Genomic DNA, 24,666 nt, shown 5'->3' on the forward strand with positions numbered 1-24,666 from the left:
GATGGTGTTGAACTCAGGGTTTGGCCATTACCGCTACAAACAGCGGCGATTGCAGAAAGCGCTGCAGCCAGGTTTGTAATCGGACATAGGGCGTACTGGCGAACCACTTGCGATCCACATGGGCAAACTGGCGCACGAACGGCGCCAGTGCCACATCTGCCAGGCTCAAATGATCGGCCAACAAGCAGCTATGCCCCGCCAGTAAATTTTCCAGCTTCTGCAGGAACACCTCACCCTCGGCCCGATAATGTTCCATCGGATGCTCCGGGTAGCGCTCGGCATACTTGTACCGATCCAACTGATATTTAAAGCCCTGGTCATTCTCGGCGATCAACGCCAGCGCGGCCGGGTCATCCTGCAGCAACCAGTCATCCGGGTCGTGCTGCGCCAGGGCCCATTGCATGATCGCCAGGCTTTCATCGATCACTTGGCCGCCCACGCTCAATACCGGCACCGTGCCCTTGGGCGACAGCGCCAGCATGTCGGCCGGCTTGGCCTTGAGGCTCACCTCGACGATGCGCACCGCCACGCCTGAATAACGCAAGGCCAGACGTGCGCGCATCGCATAAGGACAACGCCGGAACGAATACAACAGCGCCTCGCTCACTGTACCTCCAGGGTACTCAAGCCGTTGCCCTGACGCTTGACCTGGATCTGCACCGGGATGCGCTCGTGCATCTCCTGCACGTGGGAGATCACCGCCACCTTGCGGCCCTGGGCCTGCAAGCCATCCAGGGCATCCATCGCCAATTGCAGCGACTCGGGGTCCAGGCTGCCGAAGCCTTCGTCGATAAACAGCGACTCGATCTTCAGGGTGCTCGACGCCATGGACGCCAGCCCCAGGGCCAGGGCCAGCGACACCAGGAACGTCTCGCCGCCGGACAACGAATGCACCGAGCGCAGTTCGTCGCCCATTTCCGTGTCCATCACCAGCAAGCCAAGCATGCTGCCGCCGCGCTTGAGGCGGTAGCGGCGCACCAATTGGCGCAACTGCACGTTGGCATGGTGCACCAATAGGTCGAGGTTGTAGGCCTGGGCGATCTTGCGGAAGGTGTCGCCGGTGGCCGAGCCGATCAGCGCATTCAGGCGTGCCCAGCGCTGCCACTCTTCATAGGCCCGGGCAATTTGCGCGGCCAGTGCGCTGTTGGCCTCCTGACGGCGCTGGTCTTCCGATTGACGTGCGCGCAGCTCGGCGCACTGTTTTTCGGCCTCGGCGATGTGCTGATTGAGGGCGGCGAGGCTGTTGTCCAACTGTTCTGCTTCGAGGTTGCCGTTGTGCAGGGCCTGGTGTTCGGCCAGGCGCTGTTCGCGCTCAAGCAGCAACACCCTGGCTTGCTCGAGGGCTTTTTCGCTGGTCTGCACCTGCTGACGCAGTTCACTCAGTTGGGCATCATCGAACGCCAGCAAACGCGTGAGGTGCGTGTCATCCAGCTCGGGATGCCGTGCGCGCCACTCGCTCAAGCGCGTGTCGAGCGCCTGTTGTTCGCTGTGCAGCGCCGACTGACGCTCCTGGCGAGCCTTGAGGTCGGCCGCCAGTTGGATCAGTTCGTCGTGAATAGCCTGCAACTGTTGACTGGCCTCGGCTTCGCTCTGGCGCGATTGCACCACTGCCTGTTCCAGTTGCTGTTGCCAGTGTTCGGCACTGGTGTAGTCGCCCAGCAAAGTACCGAGTTTTTCCTGAGCGGCCTGTTGCTGCGTCGCCAGCTCGTTGAATTGCTGGTTAAGCGCGTCGAGCTGTTGCTCACGGTGTTGCTGATGGGTGTGCTCTTTTTCGATGGCCTGCTGACGCGCTTGTTGTTCGGCCAGTTCGTCGCGTTGGTGGCCCAGTTGCTCAAGCCGCTGGCTGACGTGCTGGTCGAGCAGCATGAAGGTTGCCGCTGGATCGCTGCGCAAACCGTCGAGGGTTTCGGCGGGCAACAGGTTGGCGAAGGCGTGCAGCTCTTCGTCAAGGCGTTCGCGGTCGTTGGCCAGTTCGCGTTGCTGGTCGAGCATCAGTTGGCGCGCTTGCTGGCTCGCTTGCTGGGCGCTGTTCAACTGCTGCTGCAGGCGCCCGGCATTCTGTTGCAGGTTGAGCAGTGCGGCCTGGCGCTGTTCGTCCTGGCCGATGCTCTGAGTCAGCTGGTTGAGCTGCTGGCCCAGCCAGGCGCTGCGTTTGGCCGCTTCCTGATTGAACAGCGAAGCCGACAAAGGGTGCGCTTCAAGGCTCGGCTTGAGCGCAGTGTGCTGGGCGGCCAGGTGTTCCTGTTGTTGCAAAAACTCTTTCTGCTGGGCGATCAGGCCACCGACTTCACCGCGCAGTTCGGTGAGCTTTTCCTTGAGCGTGTCGACGACCTTCTGCGCCGTGGCCTCTTCGGTTTCATCGTGACGGCCCAGGCTGTGCAGCAACGCTTCGGGCTGGTGATACGGGTGTTCAGGGCTGCCGCACACGGGGCAGGGCTGATCATCCTGTAACTGTTCACGCAACTCCTCGACGCTGGCACTGCGCGCCAGGCGTTGGCGCTCCAGCAGTTGCCGGGTCACGGTGAGGGTCTGTTCGGCCACCGCCAGTTCGGCCTTGGCTTGCAGGCCGGCCTGGTTCAGATGCTCGCGTTGTTGCGCAGCATCGGCGAGCTTCTGCGTGAGGGTGGCGGCTTGCTGGTCCAACTGTTGCTGGCTGTCCCACAGGCGCGTCAGCTCTTCGAAGGCGCGCTGCTGCTTGCGATTGTCCTGCAGCAGGCTGGCCAGCAGTTGCACCTGTTCCGCTACCGCGTGGGGTTCGGCACCGGCCTCCTGAAACAGCAGGTCCAACGCTTCGCGCTGCTCGGCGAACGCCTGTGCAGTGGCCGTGGCGCGTTGCTCCAGTTGGGGCAATTCGGCCTGGCCTTTGCTCAGGCGGTTGCCGATCAGCATCAACTGTTGCAGGCGGTCGCGGTAGGCGTTCCAGGCGTCGCTCAGCGGGGCGAGGTTGGCGCTGCGCTCAAGCTCTGCGGCCAGGCGCTGCAGGCGCTGTTCGACGTCGGCGTGTTTGTCCTGCATGGCTTTGAGCCGGGCCTGGCCTTCAAGGCAGGCGCTTTGCTGCTGGTGTTTTTCTTCGGTGCGCTTGGCGAGGTCGCGGGTCAGGTGGGCGAGGGTGCTTTGCTCTTCGACGGCCTGGCGCAACAGCGGCGCAGCGTCGGCCTGGTTTTTTACCGCCTGGGCCACAGCGCTTTGCGCGCTGGTTTGTTGCAGCTGTGCCTGCTGCTGGCGGGTCTGCAGCGCGTGTTGCTGTTCAATATACTGCTGAATCTGCGCCGCCAGTGGCGGGAGCAAGGTACTGAGTTCGGCCTGGCGTGCAAAATGGTGTCGTTGCGGCGCCAACTGCTCCAAGTGATTAAGGTCCTGGCGCAGCGGGGCCTGGGCTGCCCAGGCCTGCTCGTCGCGCTGCAGTTGCTGCGCCGCATGTTGATGGAGCTCTTGCCACTCACGCAACTCCTTGAGCCAGGTGTGCTGCAACTCCAACTGCCTGAGCTGGGCCTGCCGGGTCTTGAGCTGTTGCTGCGCCTCGCTCAGTTGCTGGTCCAGCTCGGCGCGGGCTTCGGCGGCCAGCGGGACAATGCCGGTGGCCTGGTCCTGCAGTTGCCTGTGCACCTCGCGGGCGTCCCGGGTCTTGTCGAAGGCGCGGCGGCCAAGCTGGGTGTACAGCGCAGTATCGGTGAGCTTTTCCAGCAGTTCGCTGCGCTCGTTGTCATTGGCCTTGAGGAAGGCGCTGAACTCGCTTTGTGCCAGCAACACCGCACGGGTGAACTGCTCGAAGTTCAGGCCTAGGGCCAGTTCCAGCTGGGTCTTGTATTCGGTTTTCTGGCTGGCCAGCACCTGATCACTGTCCAGGTCGAGCAGGCTTTGCCGACTGTTTTGCAGCTTGCCGCTGGCCTTGTCGCGGGCGCGGTTGGCCTCCCAGCGCGCGCGGTAGCGACGACCGTTGACGCCGACAAAATCCACCTCGGCATAGCCGCCGCCCGTGCCGCGGCGAATCAGCGTGCGCGGGTCGCCGATGGAAATATCGGTATCGGCGTCGGGCATTTTCGCCTGGCCGGTGTCGCCCAGCCGTGGCACCGCGCCAAACAGCGCCAGGCACAGGGCATCGAGCAAGGTACTTTTACCGGCGCCGGTGGGCCCGGTAATCGCGAACAGCCCGGCGCTGGCCAGGGGCTCGGCAGTGAAGTCGATTTCAAACGGGCCTGCCAGGGAGGCGAGGTTTTTCAGGCGGATGGCGAGGATCTTCATGGTTGCTCACCTTCCTGCTGCACTTCCTGGAGCAACACGGCGAAGTCCTTCAAGGTCTGTTCATCCACTTCACTGCCATAGTTGTCCTGCCAGGCGCGGCTGAACAGCTCCTGGGGCGTGAGCTGGTCGAGTTCGACCAGCCGCGCCTGGTCCGCGTCGTCCTGGCCGCGTGTGCCGGCGTATTCGGCGGCGATGCGCACCAGGCGCACGGCCTTGCCTTGCAGGGCGGTTTCGATTTGCTGCCGCAGGTCCGGTTGCGGCTCGTCCAGGCGCACCCGCACTTCCAGCCAGGGATGGCGCTGGGTCTCGGCGAGCAGGTCGATGTCGGGCAAGTCCGCCAGGGCCTTGAGGATATCGGCCAGGGGGGCAGCTTCCAGGCGTTGCAGGTTGACCGAGCGCGGAATCAGGATCGGTTCGACGCTGACCAGTCTTTCGCCCTGGAACATCACGTCGAGAATCTGGTGTTTGTAGCCGATCTCGGAAAACGACAGTGGAATCGGCGAGCCGCTGTAGCGAATGCGCTCTTCGCCGTTGACCTTTTGCGGTTTGTGCAAATGGCCGAGGGCAACATAGGCGACACTTCTATCGAATAGGCTGGCGGGCATCGCCTCGGCATTGCCGATGATCAGGCTGCGCTCGGAGTCTTCCGACACCGAACCGCCGGCCATGTGTGCATGGCTGATGGCGATCAGCGCCTGGCCTTTTTTGCGCTTGGCGTTCGCGGCGGCGATCAACCATTCATGCACCTGGCCGATGCCGCGCAGGTAGTCGTCGCCCAGGTGGGCGCCAGTGACTTCCGCCGGGCGCAGGAAGGGCAGCGCCAGGCACCAGCCGGCAATCTTGCCTTTGGCATTGGGCAAAGGAATCAGCAGGCGCTCGGCATCCAGTTGCCCGTCATCCAGCCACAGCACCCGGCCCAGCGCATGGGTGCGCAGACGGCGCATCAACGGCGCGGGCAACTCGATGCGCGAGCCGGAGTCATGGTTGCCGGCGATCATCACGATGGTCAGTGCGGGGTTTTGTTCGTGGGCGCTGATGATGAAGTCATACAGCCGCTCCTGGGCCTTGAGCGGCGGGTTGACCGTGTCGAAGATATCGCCGGCGATCAGCAGCACGTCAGGGCTGTGGGCCTTGAGCTGGCCGAGCAGCCACGCCAGGAAACAGGCGTGTTCGAAGTCGCGTTCCTGGCCATGGAGGTTTTGGCCCAGGTGCCAGTCGGAGGTGTGAAACAGACGCAAGGCGAACTCCGTGGAGAAGATGGAAAGGAGGGGAGTTTACCTGCAAAAGCGCGGGCTATGCCTGCAACCGACACAGATCAAGGGTGGGAGGGGCAAGCCACTCTTATCAAACACAAAAATAACGGGCTGCTTTAGAACCGGAAATCTCACCCTCCCTGTGGCGAGCGGGCTTGCCCTAATGCCGTTCAGTTAAGGAAAATGTGTGGGCTTATTGTGGCGAGCGGGCTTGCCCCGCGTTGGGGTGCGAAGCGCCCCCCATCGAGCAAAACGCGGTGTACCTGATACGGCTCAGCGCCTGGCTTTGGGGCTGCTGCGCAGCCCAACGCAGGACAAGCCTGCTCGCCACAGGGAATCTGCGCTTAACTGAACGGCATTAGGGCAAGCCCGCTCGCCACAGACAAACCCACCCACATGAGTTTTGGGTGTGTCGGTTATTTGGGATAGAGCGGCGGCAAGCTGGTGCTGTCCGTTGTTGGGTCCTGCTCGCGGTCCGCTATCGGAATGGCTTTCACCGCGCGCCACAGGTCTTCGCCCAGCCAATAGTGGCCCCCTTCGCTGTACAGCGCGCCATTCAACCCATCCAGCGCATCCGACAACGGCACGAACCGCGCGGCCATTTCGGCGAGGGTTTCCGGTTGCTGGCGGGCCCAGGCGTCCAGCGCCTGGCGTGTGGCCTGGGGGTCGTTGGCCTGGGTGGCGCGCTTGAGGTCGTCGAGCAGGCTGCGCGGGCTCGGGCCGGTTTGCGCGGCGCGCAACACGGCCGGCTGCGAGCGGGCGCGCCACCACAGGCCGAAACCGAGCAGGGTGGTGCAGGCCAGCAGCAGGGTGCTCAACTGCCACAGCCACAGGCGGCTGTCGTCCGGTGCAGTGATGATGGTCGGGGTGGCGGGCGTGTCCACCACCAGGCTCGGGTTGTTGGCCACTTGCAGGGTGCGCGCCGGCAGGCTGGTGCGCTCCAGATGGTCTTCGTGGGTGTTCCACCACACCACTTCCACCGGCGGCAGCTCCAGCGCGCCGACCCGGTTGGGCACCAGCGCCTCGCGGTCTTCGCGGCTGCCGACCAGACCGCGGTCGCTGTTCTGGTTGCCCAGCACCGGCTGGTCCGGGTAGCGGCGCAGACCGGCGATGTCGGTGCTGGGCAGGGTCGGCAGTTGCGCGCTGGACAGCCCTTCGGCCTTGACCGTGAGGCTGCGGGTCAGCGAATCGCCGACCTGCACATGCTCAGGCTCCGGATTCCAGCTTTCCGTGAGGGTCAGGCTGCGCGCCGGTAACCAGGGCGTATCCGCCGGGTACAGGGCGGGTTTGGGCTTGACCGTCAGCAGCATGGGCGCGGAGCTGACGTGGATCAGCCTGCCCGGCTTGGTGCCTTGCAGGGTGTTTTCCTGCGCCGGGCGCGACTCCACCAGCGTCGCGCTGAAGGTCTGCGCGGGAATCTCCACCGCGCCGCTGCGCTGCGGGTAAAGGGCATAGCGCGTTTCGATCACGCCATGGCGGATGCTGTTGATGACTTTCTCGTAGGTGCGCGACTCGCCCAGTTGCTCGATGCGCGCGTCCGGGATCTGCAATGGCGTGAGGCTGCTGTCGTCATACAGCGACACCGAGTGGTACACGCGCACGGTCAACAGCACCTGAGCCTGCACGTACGCGGTGTTCTGGTCGAGGCTGGCCTGAACAAACACGGGTGCAAGTTCCGCGCTGGTGTTCTGGCTGGCGGTTTCCATCACTTGCAGGGTGATCGGCTGGGTCGTGTATTCGCCCACCTGCAGCGGCGGGATCACCACCTCGCCGTTCTCCTTGGGCAACAACGTGATGATCCAGCGCGTGGTCGCGTGGTTGTCGCCGCCCAGGGTGGTGAGCTGGTTGATCTGGCGTGTGCCGCTGACTTCGAACTGCGCGTCCAGCGGCGACAGGTCGGGCTTGCCGAACTGGGTGACGTCGCTCGATTCCACCGTCAGTTCCACCGTTTCCCCGGCGTTGAGGCGGCTGCGGTCGACGCTGGCGACCAGGCTCGCCGCCTGGGCGGGGCCTGCCGTCAGCGCGAGCAGAAGCAGAAGGGTGGTGCGGCGGCTCATCGCGTCTTGTCCTGATGCTGTTGCTGTTCGTACCAGAATTTGCGCCGCAGCAGCTCGCCGGGGTTGTCCGGAATCTGCCGCAGCCATTGTTCCAGGGCCTGGCGGTGTTCGCCGTCAAGGCTGGCGTCATTGGCGCTCAGCGGCGGGGTGGTGGTTTGCTCATCGCCCAGCTCGCTGCCCGGTACTTCGTTGCTGCCGGACTTGGCCGGCGTACTCGGCTGGGTGTCACCGGTCTGGCCCTGGCCCTGGGACGATTGCTCGCCGCCAGTGGCACGTTGCCCGCTGTCGCCCGGTTGCGCAGTTTGGCCGGGTTGGGTGGTTTCGTCATCTTCGTTTTTTGCAGGCTCTGGCGGCTCGGGGGGCGCCTGCTGCTGCATCAGGGCTTCGACCAGGGCCTTGTTTTTCAGCGCCGGTTTCAGGTCCGGCTGTGCTTCCAGGGCCTGGTCGTAGGCATCGATCGCCGCTTCCAGCTCGCCGGAGCGGGCCAGGGCGTTGCCTCGGTTGTAGTGGGCGCTGGCGTCAGTGCCCTGGGCAAAACGCTTGATCGCCTCGGCATAGTTGCCAGCCTCATACAGCGCCACGCCTTGCCACTGGGGGTCGGCAAAACGCTCGGCCGCTTCGGCGGGCCGTTGTTTTTGCAGCAACTGCTGGCCTTGCTGGTCGGCGCGCAGCCACAGGTCCTGCCACTCGAAGGCGTAGCTGGGCTGCGGCGCGGCGAGCAGCAGCAGGGGCAGGCAGAACAGCCAGCCGCGGCGCCCGGCGCAGGCGGCCAGCAGCAAAAGCGGCAGCAGCAGCCAGTAACCCTGGTCGGCCCAGGTGTCGAGGTGCAGCCATTGTCCGTCGCTGAGCAGGGTTTGCGGTGGGTCGAGCACGCCGAGCTGGCGCAGGTCCTTGTCGTCCAGGCGCGCGGCGCGGTAGCGGCCGCCCATCTCGTTGGCGAAGGCCTTGAGCGTCGGGCTGTCGAGCCGCGGGATCAGGATCGCGCCTTGTTCGTCCTTGAGGAACTCGCCGCTTTCCTGGGTCACCGGCGTGCCTTCGCGGCTGCCGATACCCAGGATCGACAGCGCCGGTGACGCGTTGCCCTGCAACAACAGCCGGATGCCCTGGCGCTCCTGTTTGGACAGCGACGAGCCGATCAACAGCAGGCGCCCCTGGCCGAGACCGCCGTGCTTGAGCAGGGCCAGGGCCTTTTCCACGGCGAGGTCGGCGCGATGGCCAGGCTCGGGCATGATCGAGGGGCGCAGGGCTTCGAGCAGGTTGCGGCTGGTGCCGAGGTCGTCCGACAGCGGCACCAGGGTGTGGGCGCTGCCGGCGTACACCACGATGGCGGTTTGCGCATCGCTGCGCGCCTGCAGCAAGTCATACAGCTTGCGCCGCGCCTGTTCGAGACGATTGGGCGGGCTGTCGGTGGCGAGCATTTGCGGGGTCAGCTCCAGCAGCACCACCAACGGGTCGGCAGGCTTCTGGCTGGTTTGTTCCACGCGTTGCCAGCTCGGACCGAGCAATGCCAGCAAAGCCAGCAGCCACGCCAGGCCCAGCAACACCCACGGCGATTTGCTCTCGCGCCCGTTGCCGCCGCTGAGCAGCACGGCGTGAAACGCAGGCGGCAGGATCATCTGCCAGCGCCCGGCGCGTTTTTGCCGGTGCCACAACTGCCACAGCAGCCAGCCGAGCAGCGGCAGCAGCAACAACCACCAGGGACGGAACCAATGCGGCCACAGATCGATCATCGACGCCTCCGCAAACGCAGGCGTTTGAGGCGCTGGCGCCATTCGGGGCGCTGCGGCAGGAACATCCCCCGGCTCGGCAGTTTGCTCAACAGCCGTTGCAGCGCGTTGTCGGGCCAGCGTTCCTGGATCACCAGCAGCATGCTCAGGATCAGCGCCAACGCCAGCGGCCCGCTGTACAACGCCTGGGCCGGGCGGGCCTGGGTGGGTTGCTGTTCGACCGGTTCAAGGCGGTCGAGGGTTTCCTTCACCTGCTGCAGCTCCTGGCCATCCCGGGCGCGGAAATATTGGCCGCCGGTGGCCTGGGCGATGGCCTTGAGCGCCGGCTCGTCGAGGTCCAGGCTCGGGTTGACGCCGAGAATGCCCAGGGAGCCGGTCTGCTCGGGGTCGGCGCCGATGCCGATGGGGTAGATCTTCACGCCTTCTTCGGCTGCCAGGCGCGCGGCGGTCAGCGGGTCGATCTGGCCGCCATTGTTGGCGCCGTCGGTGACCAGAATCAGCACGCGGCTCTGCGCCGGGCGTTGGCGCAGACGCTTGAGGGCCAGGCCGATGGCGTCGCCGATGGCGGTGTTCTTGCCGGCGATGCCGATGCGCGCTTCGTCCAGCCAGGTGCGCACGGTGCGCCGGTCGAACGTCAGCGGCGCCTGCAAATACGCCTGGCTGCCGAACAGGATCAGCCCGACGCGATCGCCTTCGCGGCCTTGCAGGAAATCGCCGAGCAAATGCTTGACCAGGCTGAGGCGACTGACGTCCTCGTCCTGCCAGTGCATGTCGGGGAAGTCCATGGAGCCGGACACGTCCACCGCCACCAGCAGGTCGCGGCCACTGGCGGCAATCGGCAGCGGTTCGCCGAGCCATTCGGGGCGGGCCGCGGCGGTCAGCAGCAACAGCCACAGCACCACGAACGGCGCTTGCTGGCGCCAGCCGGGCAGGTTGATGCGCGCGCGGCGTCGGGCCAGGCCTTCGAGGTCCTCGAGGTAGCTGACTTTGAGTACCGGCTCGCCGCTGTCGGCGATGGGCAGCAGCAGTCGCATCAACCAGGGCAAAGGTAGCAGGGCGAAGATCCACGGCCAGGCGAACTCAAACATGTTTGCGAATCCACGTGTCGACGGCCTGGGTGAGGCCGGCGATGGCCTTGTCGTCGAGCTTGCATTCGGGCTTGTAGGCGCCTTCTACCAGCACCATCCAGCGCGTGAGGCCGGCGGCCGGGCAGCGGTTATCGAGGAATGCCAGCCATTTGCGGCCGTTGAGGGTGTGGCTCTGGCTGTAGGGGTAATCGTTGCGGCACAGACGCTTGAGCAGGCCGTTGAGCTGTTGCAGCCAGGCACCGGCGGGGGCGCCGTCGTATGGCTTGGGCATCAAGGCCAGTTCGGCGAGGGCGGCGATGCGCAACGGGTCCAACGGTTGCTCGGCGCGGGCTACCGGACGGCGGGCGGGCAGGAAGCGGCGAGCCCACCACAGGCCCCAGCCGAGCAGCGGCACTGCCAGCAGCAACAGCCACCAGCCCGGCGCGGGCGGCCACAGGCCAATGGGCGGCGGGGTGATCAGCGGTTGCAGTTGGTCGAGGCTGCTCATTGTTTTTTGACCGGGCGTTGCGGGTTGAGGTATTCGCGCAGTTGCTCGACCATTTCGCTCTGGGTGCTCAAGGGCATCAGCAGCACCCGCAGTTTCTGTGCAAGCCGTTCCCAGCGCGCCGTGCGCGCTTCGGCCTGGGCCTTGTAGGCCTGACGCAGGTCGAAGTTGAGTGTGTCCAGTTCCAGTTGCGCGCCGCGTTGCGCGAACCTGAGCAGCCCGGCGGCGGGCAGGGCGTGGTCGAGCGGGTCGGAAATCGGCAGCAGCAGCAGGTCGCAATGGCGCGACAGCAGGCTCAGTTGCTGTTCGGCGCCTTCGGTGAGGGCGCGCTCGTCGCAGATCACGATGCCCAGGCTGCCCGGGCGCAACACCTCGCGGCCACGGCGCAGGGCCATGCCCAGGGCATCGGCTTCCGGAAGGCTGTCGGTATTCAGGCTCTGATTGACGTGCACCAGGCGATTGAGCAGTTGCAGCAGGCTCTGCTTGCTGCGTCGGGGTTTGATTTCGTAGTGCTCGCGGTCGCCAAACACCAGCCCGCCGACCCGGTCGTTATGCCCCAGCGCGGCCCAGCCGATCAGGCTGGCGGCCTGCGCCGCCAGCACCGACTTGAACATCTGCCCCGAACCGAAAAACAGCCGGCAGCTTTGTTCCACCATGATGAAGATCGGGCGTTCGCGCTCTTCGTGGAACAGCTTGGTGTGCGGTTCCTGGGTGCGCGCGGTGACGCGCCAGTCGATGGTGCGCACGTCGTCGCCGGCCTGGTATACGCGCACCTGATCGAAGTCGACACCGCGCCCGCGCAGCTTGGAGTGGTGCAGGCCGATCATCGGGCTGCGCTGGCCGGGCGTGGAGAACAGCTGCACTTCGCGCACGCGATGACGCATCTCGATCAGCTCGCTGAGCGTGACGCGGATCCCGGCGCTGGTGTTCATCGGCTTCAAGCGACGGCAACGACGTCGAGAATGCGTTGCACCACGCGGTCCTGGTCGATGCCGGCGGCTTCTGCCTCGAAGGACAAAATGATGCGGTGGCGCAGCACGTCGAACAGTACCGCCTGGATATCTTCCGGGCTGACGAAGTCGCGACCGGCGAGCCAGGCGTGGGCACGGGCGCAGCGGTCGAGGGCAATCGAGCCCCGGGGGCTGGCGCCGTAGGCAATCCATTCGGCCATTTCCGCGTCGAACTTGGCCGGGGTGCGCGTGGCCATCACCAGTTGCACCAGGTATTCCTCCACTGCATCGGCCATGTACAGGCCGAGGATTTCCTTGCGCGCGGCGAAGATCGCCTGCTGGCTGACGCGGCGTTCGGGCTTGGTTTCACCGTTGAGCGCTTCGCCGCGCGCCTGTTGCAGGATGCGCCGCTCCACGGCGGCGTCTGGGAAGCCGATCTTGACGTGCATCAGGAAACGGTCGAGCTGGGCTTCGGGCAGCGGGTAGGTGCCTTCCTGCTCGATGGGGTTTTGCGTGGCCATCACCAGAAACAGCGGCGACAGGTCGTAGGTGCTGCGACCCACGCTGACCTGGCGCTCGGCCATGGCTTCGAGGAGGGCCGACTGCACCTTGGCCGGCGCCCGGTTGATTTCGTCGGCCAGCACCAGATTGTGGAAGATCGGGCCTTGCTGGAACACGAAGCTGCCGGTTTCCGGACGATAGATCTCGGTGCCGGTGATGTCGGCGGGCAACAGGTCGGGGGTGAACTGGATACGATGGAACTGCGCTTCGATGCCTTCGGCCAGTTCTTTGATGGCCTTGGTCTTGGCCAGGCCCGGCGCGCCTTCCACCAGCATGTGGCCGTCGGCCAACAGCGCAATGAGCAGGCGCTCGATGAGTTTTTCCTGGCCGAGAATCTGCGTGGAAAGAAAGGTTCGCAGCGCAAGCAGCGCTTCACGATGTTCCATCGATGACGGTTCCTGGGAAGAAGAGCCTGGGTGTTATGCAAACTGCCAAGGCCGGGGGCGTCTACTTTAATGCATCGAAGGGGGCGGCGACTAACGGCGTAACGGGTATTTTTGGCAAATCGTGTAGGATTTTTGTTTTGGAACACGGCCGATGTAGGAGGGGGCTTGCTCCCGACAGTGGTGTGTCAGTCACAGATGTATCAACTGACCCGCCGCTATCGGGAGCAAGCCCCTCTCCCACATTTGATCGTTGGTGCAGCTTAAATCCGGGTGAAAGTGCCGGTGCCCTTGAGAATGTTCTGCAAGGTCTCTTCGACTTCGGCCATATCCGCCGCAACGGTGGCGTGGCTGATCTCCAGTTGGTCCTTGCCACCCAAGGCATCGGCATCGCCAGCGGCCAGCTCAATCAGCAAGGTCGTGTCACTCAGGCTGACTTTCAGCCCGTCCAGCGTCGACGGCTCGTAGTCCCAGGTCAACTCCACTTCGTCTTCATCCGGGTAACGGCTCAGCATGAACATCTCGCCGCTTTTACCGTGGCAGCAGAGCATGGCCATGTTGTCTTCTTCGTCGTCGCACGGGGTGGCCATCAATGCGTCGGTTTTAAATTGCAGCATGGGGAATCCTGTCGGGGGGAGGGTGATGCGCGGGCAATTGTGCCATTGCGGCGAATTTTGTGCTGCATCCTGTGTCAGACCCCAAGCATGACCTGACGGGCAATACCAGTCATTTTCGGTACTCCAGGCCTGGAAAACAGACGGTTTTTCTGCCGAGGAAACCGGGTTGCCCAAGGCGCAACCCCAACCCTGCGTACCGATGACCGAATATGTCGCAGGATCGCAAGCAGCTATCTTCCCGCACTCGTTAAGCTGCGCAACGGATGTGCCCTGGCCGGGCGTCTGACCTGCCCGTCGTACCGTCACCCGGCTGCGGTTCATCCTGTGGAAGTTGTATGTGACCTGACTGTCTTGTCCAGCTTCACCCACCTGTCACTCTGATTGGTTTATGGTGTTTGTCATCGTTACCCACGAACAGAGCTGACGGTCTCCCCGCACGGGGATAACACGCGACGCTTCCATCAATAACAAGCCCAAGCGGAGTACCACAGATGGCGTTCTTCACCGCAGCCAGCAAGGCCGACTTCCAGCATCAACTGCAAGCGGCACTGGCGCAGCACATCAGCGAACAGGCACTGCCACAAGTGGCACTGTTCGCTGAGCAATTCTTCGGCATTATTTCCCTGGATGAACTGACCCAGCGTCGCCTGTCTGACCTGGCCGGTTGCACCCTGTCTGCCTGGCGCCTGCTTGAGCGCTTCGATCCTGCGCAACCGCAAGTGCGCGTTTACAACCCCGATTACGAACGTCACGGCTGGCAGTCGACCCACACTGCGGTTGAAGTGCTGCACCGTGACCTGCCTTTTCTGGTGGACTCGGTACGTACCGAGCTGAACCGCCGTGGCTACAGCATCCACACCCTGCAGACCACCGTGCTCAGCACCCGTCGTGGCAGCAAGGGCGATCTGCTGGAAATCCTGCCCAAGGGCACCCAGGGCGAGGGCATCGAGCAGGAATCGCTGATGTACCTGGAAATCGACCGCTGCGCCAACGCTGCCGAACTGAGCGTGCTGAGCAAAGAGCTGGAGCAGGTACTGGGCGAAGTGCGGGTGGCGGTGGCCGATTTCGAACCGATGAAAGCCAAGGTCCAGGACCTGCTGGCCGGTATCGATGCCAGCCAGTACGCGATTGACGGCGAAGAAAAAGCCGAGATCAAGAATTTCCTCGAATGGCTGGTGGGCAACCACTTCACCTTCCTGGGCTACGAAGAATTCGTGGTACGTGACGAGGCGGACGGCGGTCATATCGAATATGACGCCAGCTCCTTCCTCGGTCTGACCAAGCTGCTGCGTGCCGGCCTCAGCGCCGACGACCTGCGCATCGAAGACTACGCCGTGGCCTACCTGCGCGAGCCGACCGTGCTGTCGTTTGCCAAGGCTGCGCACCCAAGCCGCGTGCATCGCCCGGCTTACCCGGACTACGTGTCGATCCGCGAGATCGATGCCGACGGCAAGGTCCTCAAGGAACACCGTTTCATGGGCCTGTACACCTCGTCGGTGTACGGCGAAAGCGTGCGGGTCATCCCGTATATCCGCCGCAAGGTCGCGGAGATCGAACGCCGCTCCGGCTTCCAGCCCAAGGCTCACCTGGGCAAGGAACTGGCCCAGGTGGTTGAAGTGCTGCCCCGTGACGACCTGTTCCAGACCCCGGTCGACGAGCTGTTCAGCACCGTGATGTCGATCGTGCAGATCCAGGAGCGCAACAAGATCCGCGTGTTCCTGCGCAAAGACCCGTACGGGCGCTTCTGCTACTGCCTGGCCTATGTGCCGCGTGACGTCTACTCCACCGAAGTACGGCAGAAAATCCAGCAAGTGCTGATGGACCGCCTGAAGGCCTCCGACTGCGAGTTCTGGACCTTCTTCTCCGAGTCGGTGCTGGCCCGTGTGCAGCTGATTCTGCGGGTTGACCCGAAGAACCGTCTGGACATCGACCCGCTGCAACTGGAAAAGGAAGTGGTGCAGGCCTGCCGCAGCTGGCAGGATGACTACGCAAGCCTGGTCGTCGAGAGCTTCGGCGAAGCCCACGGCACCAACGTGCTGGCGGATTTCCCGAAAGGCTTCCCGGCCGGCTACCGCGAGCGCTTTGCCGCGCATTCGGCCGTGGTCGACATGCAGCACCTGCTCAGCCTCACCGAAGCCAACCCGCTGGTGATGAGCTTCTATCAGCCGCTGGGCCAGGTCTCCGGCCAGCGTGAGCTGCATTGCAAGCTCTACCACGCCGACACTCCGTTGGCGCTGTCCGACGTGTTGCCGATCCTGGAAAACCTCGGCCTGCGTGTGCTGGGTGAATTCCCGTACCGCCTGCGTCATGCCAACGGCCGCGAATTCTGGATCCATGACTTTGCGTTCATCGCCGCCGAAGGCGTGAACCTGGATATCCAGCAGCTCAACGACACCCTGCAGGACGCGTTCGTGCACATCGTGCATGGCGACGCCGAGAACGATGCGTTCAACCGTCTGGTGCTCACCGCCGGCCTGCCCTGGCGCGACGTGGCGTTGCTGCGTGCCTACGCGCGTTACCTCAAGCAGATCCGCCTGGGCTTCGACCTCGGCTACATCGCCAGCACGTTGAACAACCACACTGACATCGCCCGCGAGCTGACGCGGTTGTTCAAGACCCGCTTCTACCTGGCGCGCAAGCTCACCGCCGATGACCTGGAAGACAAGCAGCAGCGTCTGGAACAAGCGATCACCAGCGCCCTGGACGATGTTCAGGTGCTCAACGAAGACCGCATCCTGCGGCGCTACCTGGACCTGATCAAGGCCACCCTGCGCACCAACTTCTACCAGACCGATGCCAACGGCCAGAACAAGTCGTACTTCAGTTTCAAGTTCAACCCGCACGCGATCCCCGAGCTGCCCAAGCCGGTGCCGAAGTTTGAAATCTTCGTCTACTCGCCGCGCGTTGAAGGCGTGCACCTGCGCTTTGGCAACGTCGCCCGTGGCGGCCTGCGCTGGTCCGACCGTGAAGAAGACTTCCGCACCGAAGTGCTCGGCCTGGTAAAAGCCCAGCAAGTGAAGAACTCGGTGATCGTGCCGGTGGGCGCCAAGGGCGGCTTCCTGCCGCGTCGCCTGCCGTTGGGCGGCAGCCGGGACGAGATCGCGGCCGAGGGCATCGCCTGCTACCGCATCTTCATCTCCGGGCTGCTGGACATTACCGACAACCTGAAAGACGGCGCGCTGGTGCCTCCTGCCAACGTCGTGCGTCACGACAACGATGACCCGTACCTGGTGGTGGCGGCTGACAAAGGCACGGCGACCTTCTCCGACATCGCCAACGGCATCGCCATCGACTACGGCTTCTGGCTGGGCGATGCATTTGCCTCCGGTGGTTCGGCCGGTTACGACCACAAGAAAATGGGCATCACCGCCAAGGGCGCGTGGGTGGGTGTGCAGCGTCACTTCCGTGAGCGCGGCATCAACGTGCAGGAAGACAGCATCACCGTGGTGGGCGTCGGCGATATGGCCGGTGACGTGTTCGGTAACGGCTTGCTCATGTCCGATAAGCTGCAACTGGTCGCGGCTTTCAACCACTTGCATATCTTCATCGACCCGAACCCGAACCCGGCCACCAGCTTCGTCGAGCGCCAGCGCATGTTCGAGCTGCCGCGTTCGGCCTGGACCGACTACGACACCAGCATCATGTCCGAAGGCGGCGGTATCTTCTCGCGCAGCGCGAAGAGCATCGCTATCTCGCCGCAGATGAAAGAACGCTTCGACATCAAGGCTGACAAGCTGACCCCGACCGAGCTGCTCAATGCCTTGCTCAAGGCACCCGTGGATCTGTTGTGGAACGGCGGCATCGGCACTTACGTCAAGGCCAGCACCGAAAGCCATGCAGACGTGGGCGACAAGGCCAACGACGCCTTGCGCGTCAACGGCAACGAGCTGCGCTGCAAGGTGGTGGGCGAGGGCGGCAACCTCGGCATGACTCAGCTGGGTCGTGTGGAATTCGGCCTCAATGGCGGCGGCTCCAACACCGACTTCATCGACAACGCCGGTGGCGTCGACTGCTCCGACCACGAAGTGAACATCAAGATCCTGCTCAACGAAGTGGTGCAGGCCGGTGACATGACCGACAAGCAGCGCAACCAGCTGCTGGCGAGCATGACCGACGAAGTCGGCCACCTGGTGCTGGGCAACAACTACAAGCAGACCCAGGCCCTGTCCCTGGCCGCCCGCCGTGCCTACGAGCGTGCCGCCGAGTACAAGCGTCTGATGAGCGACCTGGAAGGCCGTGGCAAGCTGGACCGCGCCATCGAGTACCTGCCGACCGAGGAGCAGCTGACCGAGCGCGCTGCCAATGGCAAGGGTCTCACCCGTCCGGAGCTGTCGGTGCTGATCTCGTACAGCAAGATCGACCTCAAGGAAGCCTTGCTCAAGTCCCAGGTGCCGGACGACGAGTACCTGACCCGTGACATGGAGACCGCGTTCCCGCCGAGCCTGGTGGCCAAGTTCTCCGAGGCCATGCGTCGCCATCGTCTCAAGCGTGAGATCGTCAGCACCCAGATCGCCAACGACCTGGTCAACCACATGGGCATCACCTTCGTGCAGCGCCTCAAGGAGTCGACGGGTATGAGCCCGGCGAACGTGGCCGGTGCGTATGTGATCGTGCGTGACATCTTTCACCTGCCGCACTGGTTCCGGCAGATCGAGGCGCTGGACCATCAGGTTTCCGCCGACGTGCAGCTGGAACTGATGGACGAGCTGATGCGCCTGGGCCGCCGCGCCACGCGCTGGTTCCTGCGCAGCCGTCGCAACGAGCAGGACGCTGGCCGTGACACCGCGCACTTCGGTCCGCATCTGGCGGCGTTGGGCCTCAAGCTCGACGAACTGCTGGAAGGCCCGACCCGCGAAGGCTGGCAGACCCGCTACCAGGCCTACACCGAAGCCGGCGTGCCGGAATTGTTGGCGCGCATGGTGGCAGGCACCACCCACCTGTACACCTTGCTGCCGATCATCGAAGCTGCCGACGTCACCGGGCACGACGCCGCCGAAGTGGCCAAGGCCTACTTTGCCGTGGGCAGCGCCCTGGACCTGCCGTGGTACCTGCAGCAGATCAGCGATCTGCCGGTGGCCAACAACTGGCAGGCCCAGGCCCGCGAAGCGTTCCGCGACGATGTGGACTGGCAGCAACGGGCAATCACCATCTCGGTCCTGCAAATGGCCGACGCGCCGCAGGAGATGGACGCCCGCGTGGCTCTGTGGCTTGAGCAGCACCAGGACATGGCTGATCGCTGGCGCGCCATGATGGTGGAAATTCGTGCTGCGGTCGGCACGGACTACGCCATGTACGCGGTGGCCAACCGTGAATTGCTGGACCTGGCGTTGAGTGGTCAGTCGGTGCTGCAGCCGGCTTGATCAGGCAGTAAGACAAACGCCCCTGCATCGTGAGATGCAGGGGCTTTTTGTTGGATCAGTTTTTGTCCAACACCACACATCCAATGTGGGTGATTTGCCTATTTAGTTAAAGTCAGTGGCGTTTAAGCAACCTGCTTTCAAGGTGATCCAGGTATTGGCTCATCAACCTCACAGCCACGTTTGAGTCACCCTGTTCGACGGCATCCACAATCGCCCCATGTTCCTGCCACGCGCAATACGTGCAGGCCTGCGCTGCATATTGGGCAATCACCAGCGACGTCAACGGCACCAGGCCGTTGAGGAACTGCGCCAGCGGTCCATTGCCCGCCATCACCGCCAGTTGCATATGGAATTCCCCGGACAGCCGAATTGCCGGCCCGCGCTGATCCCGTTCGATGCACTCACGTTCCCGTGCAATCAATTCGCGCAGTTGCCGTATGTGCAGGCGCGTGGCCTGGGCGCAGGCCAATTGCACCACGGTCACTTCGGTCAGTCGCCGTGCCTCGAGAATCTGCCGGGTTTGCTGCGCATCCGGCGCGGCGACCTGGGCGCGCTGGTTGGGGCGCAGGAGGACCACCTGCTGATGGGACAGCCGGGTCAGCACCCGACGAATCACGCTGCGGCTCACGCCGAAGGTTTCAGCCAGGCTTTCTTCGGTAAAGCGGCTGGTCGGGACAATGCGGTGTTCAAGGATGGCGTCGAACAGCCGCGCGTAAATGTCGTCTGCCGAGGGCTTTTTACCGGCAATCAAGTGCAGTGGCGGCTGGGGCGGGTGGCGGTGCAGGGCGTGGGCGGTCATGGCCGGTCTCCAAAAATCAGCTGCCCGGATGGTCGTCCGGAATGGTCAGGGCGATGCCCATGCGCAGGCCTTCCTGAAGGATATGCCGTCGCATTTCGGCACTGGCCAGGGCGCTGTTCTTGTTGCGGATGGCGCGTACCACGGCTTCGTTTTCCCGCAGGCGTTCGGCCAGGTGCTCGGGCGAGTTGCGCAGTACCTGGGCGCTCTGTTTGAGAGCGTTGCGGGTTTGCTGCACCACGTTCTGGAAGATCGGGTTGGCGGTGAGGGCGAACAGCGCTTCATGGAAGCCGATGTAGGCGTGCATGCCCGCTTCGGCATCACTGGCATCCAGGGCTTCGCGCATGTCCATCAGGGTCAGGCGCAGTTGGCCGACCTCCTGGGTGCTGATCGATTGCGCCACCAGGCCGACAATGAACGGTTCGAGGGTGTAGCGCAGTTGCAGGATATCTTCCAGGCTGGCATCGGCCACAGCGTCGTTCGAGTGTGGCTGGCTGACGCTGTTTTCCAGCACCACCACGCCTTTGCCGGGCATGGACCGCACCAGGCCGAGGGTTTCCAGCACGATCACTGCTTCGCGCAGGCTGGGCCGGCTGATGCCCATCTGTTCGGCCAGTTCACGCTGACCGGGCAGCATTTCACCGCGCCGCCACTGGCCGCGCTTGAGTGCGGCACGCAGTTTTTCCACGACTGAATTGACGACGGTTGAGGTGCTGATCACGTCGATGCCTCCTTAAGTTGCAAACACAGTGGTTATCCCAGTGAAAATCCAGTGTGGGAGGGGGCTTGCTCCCGATCGCGGTGTTTCAGTCACCGGAGGTGCAAGCTGGCCCACCGTTATCGGGAGCAAGCCCCCTCCCACAGTGAATCTGTGTCGCTTTCAGAATTCCTGATGCGCGGGCAACACCGGTTTCTTTGTCTGGAAGGCGTAACCCTGCTCGCCGTCCAGCACCTTGTTGGCGCGTTGGATATCAATGTCTTTTTCCCAGCGCGCGATGGCCACGGTGGCGACGCAGTTGCCGATCAGGTTGGTCAGCGCGCGGCCGATGCCCATGAACCAGTCCACCGCGAGCACCAGCACCAGGCCCACCACGGGAATCGCCGGGATGGCGGTGAGGGTCGCCGCCAGAATCACCAGCGCGGAACCGGGTATGCCGTGGGCACCCTTGGAGGTGATCAGCGACACCAGCAGGATGGTCATCAGGTCGGTCATCGACAGCGGCGTGCCGGTGGCGTTGGCGATAAACACGATCGCCAGGGTCAGGTAGATTGAAAACCCGTCGAGGTTGAACGAATAACCGGTGGGAATCACCAGGCCCACGGTGGAACTGCCGATGCCCAGGTGCTCGAGTTTGCGCATCACCTGCGGCAGCACGGCGTCGGAGGAGGCGGTGCCCATCACGATCAGCAGCTCCTCGCGCAGGTACTTGAGCAGCGGCAGCATGCGCAGGCCCGACAGGCGCATCACCAGGCCGAGAATCAGTGCGACGAAGGCAAAGCAGGTCAGGTAGAACAGGCCCACCAGGCTGCCCAGGTGTTGCAGCGAATCCAGGCCGTAGGTGCTGGTGGTAAACGCGATGGCACCGAACACGCCAATCGGTGCCAGGCGCACGATCATGCCCATGATGCGGAAAATCACATGGCTCAGTTCGTTGATCAGCCGCGAGATGCCCGAGGCCGCTTCGCCCACCAGGTTCAGTGCGCTGCCAAACAGCACCGAGAAGAGCAGCACTTGCAGCACATTGTTGTCGGCAAAGGCGCCGATCACCGAGTTGGGGATCAGGTCCATCAGAAACTGGCTGGTGCCCTTGAGGTGCTGGCCCTTGTCCGCCAATTCATTGAGGCCGGCGGAGGAGAGCTGCTCCAGGTGAATATTGGCGCCCTGGCCGATGCCGGTGCTGAACGCCATGATCAGGCCGATCACCAGGGCGACGGTGGTCAGCACTTCAAAGTAGATCACCGACTTGAGACCGATGCGCCCGACTTTCTTCAGGTCGCCGGCGCCGGAAATGCCGCTGACCACCACGCAGAATACGATCAGGCCAATCAGCATCTTGATCAGCTTGATGAAACCGTCACCCAGAGGTTTGAGTTGCGTGGAGAATTCGGGAAGGGCCAGGCCGCAGGCGATGCCGAGCATCAGGCCAATCACGACTTGCAGGAAAATCGAACGCGAGCACCATCTGAGCATGGGAGGAATCCCTATTCGGTGCCCTGGTGGTTCCAGGGCTTAATTGTTGTGGTCATACCGGTAAGTCCAGTGCGCGGCCAGTCTAGGCCGGATTTTTTTGAAATCACAAGCAAATATTTGGCGGTTGACAGGTCCTGGTCTGACCAGTTGGTCGGCGAGGGCGATGCTTGGGCGGTTGGCGGGGTGGAAAAACTTTCGCTTATCATCCGCGCTCGGCATACGAGGTGATGCATGGATCAGGCAGGGCTGACAACTGACGAGACCGGGCTTACCGGGTGCACCTGGCGTATGGCCGCGCCGGAGTACCTGCGCTACCACGACCATGAATGGGGCGTGCCGGTGGCGGATGATATCCGCCTGTACGAGAAGATCTGTCTGGAGGGGTTTCAGGCGGGGCTGGCGTGGATCACGATCCTGCGCAAGCGCGAGCAGTTCCGGGCGGCGTTCGACGGTTTTGATTTTCGCCGCGTGGCGCAATACGGCGAGGCGGCTATCGAGCGCCTGATGCACGATCCCGGCATTGTGCGTAATCGCGCGAAAATAGTGTCCGCCATCAACAATGCCCGCAGGGCCTGCGAGTTGGTGGAGGAGACCGGCTCGCTGGCGCGCTGGCTATGGGCGTTCGAGCCTGGCCCTGACGAGCGCCCGGCGGTGGTCGACATGGCCTACTGGGCCGCGAACCCGACATCGCCGGCGTCGGTGCGCCTGTCCAAAGCCTTGAAGAAACGCGGCTGGAGCTATGTGGGGCCGACCACGATGTACGCGTTGATGCAGGCGATGGGGATGGTTAACGATCACCTGGAAGGATGCGCCTGCCGCCAGCAGGTCGAAGTGCTGCGGCGCCAGTTCAAACGACCTTGAGTCTGTGGCTTGAACGGAATCAAAACTGTGGGAGGGGGCTTGCTCCCGATAGCGGAGTGTCAGGCATCTATCTGTCACTGATACACCGCTATCGGGAGCAAGCCCCCTCCCACAGGGATTTTGTGTGGGTTTCAGGCCAGGGTCAGGAGAGGAAGCCACCGTCCACATTCAGCGAAACACCGGTGGTGTAGCTCGACGCATCGCTGGCCAGGAACAGCACCGCGCCGGCCATCTCGCTCGGGTCGGCCACGCGTTTGAGGGGGATCTGCGCCAGGGCCATTTTCAGGATCGCGTCGTTCTTGACCAGCGCCGAGGCGAACTTGGTGTCGGTGAGGCCCGGCAGCAGGGCGTTGCAACGAATGCCGAACTCGGCGCATTCCTTGGCGAACACCTTGGTCATGTTGATCACCGCAGCCTTGGTCACCGAGTAGATGCCCTGGAACACACCCGGCGAGATGCCATTGATCGACGCCACGTTGATGATGCTGCCGCCGCCGTTGTCGCGCATCAGCTTGCCGGCTTCCACCGACATGAAGAAGTAGCCGCGGATGTTCACGTCGACGGTCTTCTGGAAAGCGCCGAGGTCGGTGTCCAGCACATTGCAGAACTGCGGGTTGGTCGCGGCGTTGTTGACCAGGATATCCAGGCGGCCGAACTGTTCGCGGATGCCGGCGAACACGTGGGTGATCTGCTCCATTTCACCGATATGGCAGGCCACGGCGGTGGCTTTGCCGCCGTCGGCGATGATCGCATCAGCCACGTGCTGGCAGCCTTCGAGCTTGCGGCTGGAAACGATCACATGGGCGCCTTGTTGGGCCAGCAACCTGGCAATGGCCTCGCCGATGCCACGGCTGGCACCGGAGACAAAAGCGATCTTGCCGTCGAGGTCGAACAGTTGGGTCTTGGACATGAGGGTTCCTTGTTGTGAACGATCAGAGCGCGGATTTACCGATGACATTCAGGCTCATCTGCTCCAGCAGCTTGTTCATGTGAATGAACTGCGCAAAGCGTTTGTCCTGGGTCTGGCCATGGAAGAAGCGGTAGTAGATCTGCTGCACGATGCCCGCCAGGCGGAACAGGCCGTAGGTGTAGTAGAAGTCAAAATTGTCGATCTGGATGCCGGCGCGTTCGGCGTAGTAGTCGACAAACTGGCGTCGGGTGAGCATGCCCGGTGCATTACTCGGCTGGCGCCGCATCAGTTGCACCGGCGCAGGGTCGGCGGCTTCGATCCAGTAGGCGAGGGTGTTGCCCAGGTCCATCAGCGGGTCGCCCAGGGTGGTCAGTTCCCAGTCCAGCACGCCGATGATCTGCATCGGGTTGTGCGGGTCGAGGATTACGTTATCGAAGCGGTAGTCGTTGTGCACGATGCTGGAGGTAGGGTGGTCGGCCGGCATCTTGTCATTGAGCCAGGCACGCACGGCTTCCCACTGTGGCGCGTCGGGGGTCAAGGCCTTTTCGTAGCGCTCGCTCCAACCGCGAATCTGGCGCTGCACGTAACCTTCGGGCTTGCCCAGGTCGGCCAGGCCGCAGGCGCTGTAGTCGACCCGGTGCAGCTCGACGAACGTGTCGATGAAGCTTTTGCACAGCGCTTGCGTTCGGCTGGCGTCCAGGCCCAGCTCGGGCGGCAGGTCGGAACGCAGAATGATGCCGTTGACGCGTTCCATCACATAGAACTCGGCGCCGATCACCGATTCGTCGGTGCAGTGCACGTAGGCCTTGGGGCAGTAGGGGAAGCCATCCCTGAGCTGGTTGAGAATGCGGAACTCGCGGCCCATGTCGTGGGCGGACCTGGCCTTGTGGCCGAAGGGCGGGCGACGCAGCACAAATTCCTGGTCCGGGTATTCCAGCAGGTACGTGAGGTTGGACGCACCGCCAGGGAATTGGCTGATGGTGACCGCACCACTCAGGCCCGGGATATGCGCCTTGAGGTAGGGATCGATCAGGCTGGCATCCAGTTCTTCGCCTGGGCGAATCGTTGTCGATTGGTCGTTCAGCGCCATGCTTATCCCTTCTGCTTATTCTTGAGGCCTTGGACTATTGGGTAATCTAATGCGCAGTGCCGCCCAGCGACAAGGTCGGGGCGGCTTAATAGGTTA

General features: G+C 63.5%; 17 protein-coding genes. 2 read left to right on the forward strand and 15 right to left on the reverse strand.

Features of this window, described 5'->3' with window-relative positions:
• Positions 1–13 precede the first annotated feature (13 nt).
• The 10 genes from RHM60_RS02420 to RHM60_RS02465 form a co-directional block, all read right to left on the reverse strand.
• Positions 14–607, reverse strand: coding sequence for a glutathione S-transferase (locus RHM60_RS02420; RefSeq protein WP_322213477.1), 594 nt, complete (start codon positions 605–607; stop codon positions 14–16).
• Positions 604–4,242, reverse strand: a complete 3,639-nt coding sequence (locus tag RHM60_RS02425) for an AAA family ATPase (RefSeq protein WP_322213478.1) — start codon at positions 4,240–4,242, stop codon at positions 604–606. Before RHM60_RS02425 ends, RHM60_RS02420 begins: the two co-directional genes overlap by 4 nt.
• Positions 4,239–5,480, reverse strand: coding sequence for an exonuclease SbcCD subunit D C-terminal domain-containing protein (locus tag RHM60_RS02430; RefSeq protein ID WP_209981606.1), 1,242 nt, complete (start codon positions 5,478–5,480; stop codon positions 4,239–4,241). Before RHM60_RS02430 ends, RHM60_RS02425 begins: the two co-directional genes overlap by 4 nt.
• 431 nt (positions 5,481–5,911) lie before the next feature.
• The gene (locus tag RHM60_RS02435; RefSeq protein WP_322213479.1) at positions 5,912–7,552 is read right to left on the reverse strand and encodes a BatD family protein; all 1,641 of its coding nucleotides are present in this window, start codon (positions 7,550–7,552) and stop codon (positions 5,912–5,914) included.
• Positions 7,549–9,282 carry a VWA domain-containing protein gene (locus tag RHM60_RS02440; RefSeq protein WP_322213480.1) on the reverse strand — a complete coding sequence of 578 codons (1,734 nt, stop codon included), beginning with the start codon at positions 9,280–9,282 and terminating at the stop codon, positions 7,549–7,551. The genes RHM60_RS02435 and RHM60_RS02440 overlap by 4 nt, the downstream gene beginning before the upstream one ends.
• Complete coding sequence (locus RHM60_RS02445; RefSeq protein WP_231423740.1) at positions 9,279–10,367, reverse strand: vWA domain-containing protein; 1,089 nt, start codon at positions 10,365–10,367, stop codon at positions 9,279–9,281. Before RHM60_RS02445 ends, RHM60_RS02440 begins: the two co-directional genes overlap by 4 nt.
• On the reverse strand, positions 10,360–10,854 hold the full coding sequence (locus tag RHM60_RS02450) for a DUF4381 domain-containing protein (protein ID WP_209981615.1): 495 nt from the start codon (positions 10,852–10,854) through the stop codon (positions 10,360–10,362). The genes RHM60_RS02445 and RHM60_RS02450 overlap by 8 nt, the downstream gene beginning before the upstream one ends.
• A complete protein-coding gene (locus RHM60_RS02455; RefSeq protein WP_209981617.1) occupies positions 10,851–11,783 on the reverse strand; it encodes a DUF58 domain-containing protein in 933 nt (310 codons plus the stop codon). Before RHM60_RS02455 ends, RHM60_RS02450 begins: the two co-directional genes overlap by 4 nt.
• A gap of 5 nt (positions 11,784–11,788) precedes the next feature.
• A complete protein-coding gene (locus RHM60_RS02460) occupies positions 11,789–12,748 on the reverse strand; it encodes an AAA family ATPase (protein WP_003236444.1) in 960 nt (319 codons plus the stop codon).
• 260 nt (positions 12,749–13,008) lie between these two features.
• Positions 13,009–13,362 carry a hypothetical protein gene (locus RHM60_RS02465; protein WP_322213481.1) on the reverse strand — a complete coding sequence of 118 codons (354 nt, stop codon included), beginning with the start codon at positions 13,360–13,362 and terminating at the stop codon, positions 13,009–13,011.
• 491 nt (positions 13,363–13,853) lie between these two features.
• Between RHM60_RS02465 and RHM60_RS02470 the strand changes: the two genes are divergently transcribed.
• Positions 13,854–18,722, forward strand: coding sequence for an NAD-glutamate dehydrogenase (locus RHM60_RS02470; protein WP_209981619.1), 4,869 nt, complete (start codon positions 13,854–13,856; stop codon positions 18,720–18,722).
• A gap of 112 nt (positions 18,723–18,834) precedes the next feature.
• On the opposite strand, the gene RHM60_RS02475 is transcribed toward RHM60_RS02470, so the two are convergent.
• The 3 genes from RHM60_RS02475 to RHM60_RS02485 all read right to left on the reverse strand — a co-directional run bounded on the left by RHM60_RS02475 (position 18,835) and on the right by RHM60_RS02485 (position 21,724).
• Positions 18,835–19,521, reverse strand: a complete 687-nt coding sequence (locus RHM60_RS02475) for a GntR family transcriptional regulator (RefSeq protein ID WP_322213482.1) — start codon at positions 19,519–19,521, stop codon at positions 18,835–18,837.
• Between the two features lie 16 nt (positions 19,522–19,537).
• Positions 19,538–20,239 (reverse strand): FadR/GntR family transcriptional regulator, encoded by a 702-nt coding sequence (locus tag RHM60_RS02480; protein WP_209981621.1) that lies wholly within the window; start codon positions 20,237–20,239, stop codon positions 19,538–19,540.
• A gap of 159 nt (positions 20,240–20,398) precedes the next feature.
• The gene (locus tag RHM60_RS02485; protein WP_231423747.1) at positions 20,399–21,724 is read right to left on the reverse strand and encodes a C4-dicarboxylate transporter DctA; all 1,326 of its coding nucleotides are present in this window, start codon (positions 21,722–21,724) and stop codon (positions 20,399–20,401) included.
• A 216-nt stretch (positions 21,725–21,940) separates the two neighbouring features.
• Between RHM60_RS02485 and RHM60_RS02490 the strand changes: the two genes are divergently transcribed.
• Positions 21,941–22,570 (forward strand): DNA-3-methyladenine glycosylase I, encoded by a 630-nt coding sequence (locus RHM60_RS02490; protein ID WP_322213483.1) that lies wholly within the window; start codon positions 21,941–21,943, stop codon positions 22,568–22,570.
• A gap of 142 nt (positions 22,571–22,712) precedes the next feature.
• On the opposite strand, the gene RHM60_RS02495 is transcribed toward RHM60_RS02490, so the two are convergent.
• Complete coding sequence (locus RHM60_RS02495; RefSeq protein ID WP_209981625.1) at positions 22,713–23,480, reverse strand: SDR family oxidoreductase; 768 nt, start codon at positions 23,478–23,480, stop codon at positions 22,713–22,715.
• Between the two features lie 22 nt (positions 23,481–23,502).
• Complete coding sequence (locus tag RHM60_RS02500; protein WP_209981628.1) at positions 23,503–24,570, reverse strand: phosphotransferase family protein; 1,068 nt, start codon at positions 24,568–24,570, stop codon at positions 23,503–23,505.
• Positions 24,571–24,666: the final 96 nt, after the last annotated feature.

Origin of the sequence: Pseudomonas sp. MH9.3 (assembly GCF_034354675.1) — a bacterium.
Taxonomy (GTDB): domain Bacteria; phylum Pseudomonadota; class Gammaproteobacteria; order Pseudomonadales; family Pseudomonadaceae; genus Aquipseudomonas.